At 64.7% G+C, this 218-nt stretch carries 1 protein-coding gene; it reads left to right on the top strand.

Annotation, left to right across the window (positions count from 1 at the left end; all coding sequences use genetic code 11):
* Positions 1–218: TraC family protein (locus HMPREF2924_RS37070; RefSeq protein WP_141765567.1), on the top strand; the 218-nt coding region annotated here is incomplete at both ends.

Genomic DNA, 218 nt, shown 5'->3' with positions numbered 1-218 from the left:
CGAGGACAACAGCGGCGCGTGCGGATGGTCGTCTACCGCCGGATCCGCAAGGCGGATGCGCAGATTCGCGGACAGGACCCGACGGCATATCTGAAATCCATCTGCGAGCGTATCCAAGGCGGCCTGGCGAACGCCGGCATCGTCGCTTCGCGCATGAGCGGCCAGGACGTCAGGAACTGGTTGATTCGCTGGTTCAACCCGCACCCGGATCACCTCGG

Origin of the sequence: Pseudomonas sp. HMSC063H08, from assembly GCF_001813645.1 — a bacterium.
Classification (GTDB): Bacteria; Pseudomonadota; Gammaproteobacteria; order Pseudomonadales; family Pseudomonadaceae; genus Pseudomonas; species Pseudomonas aeruginosa.
The sequence above is the reverse complement of the archived record's forward strand: the minus strand, read 5'-3'. Positions and strand labels throughout refer to the sequence as shown.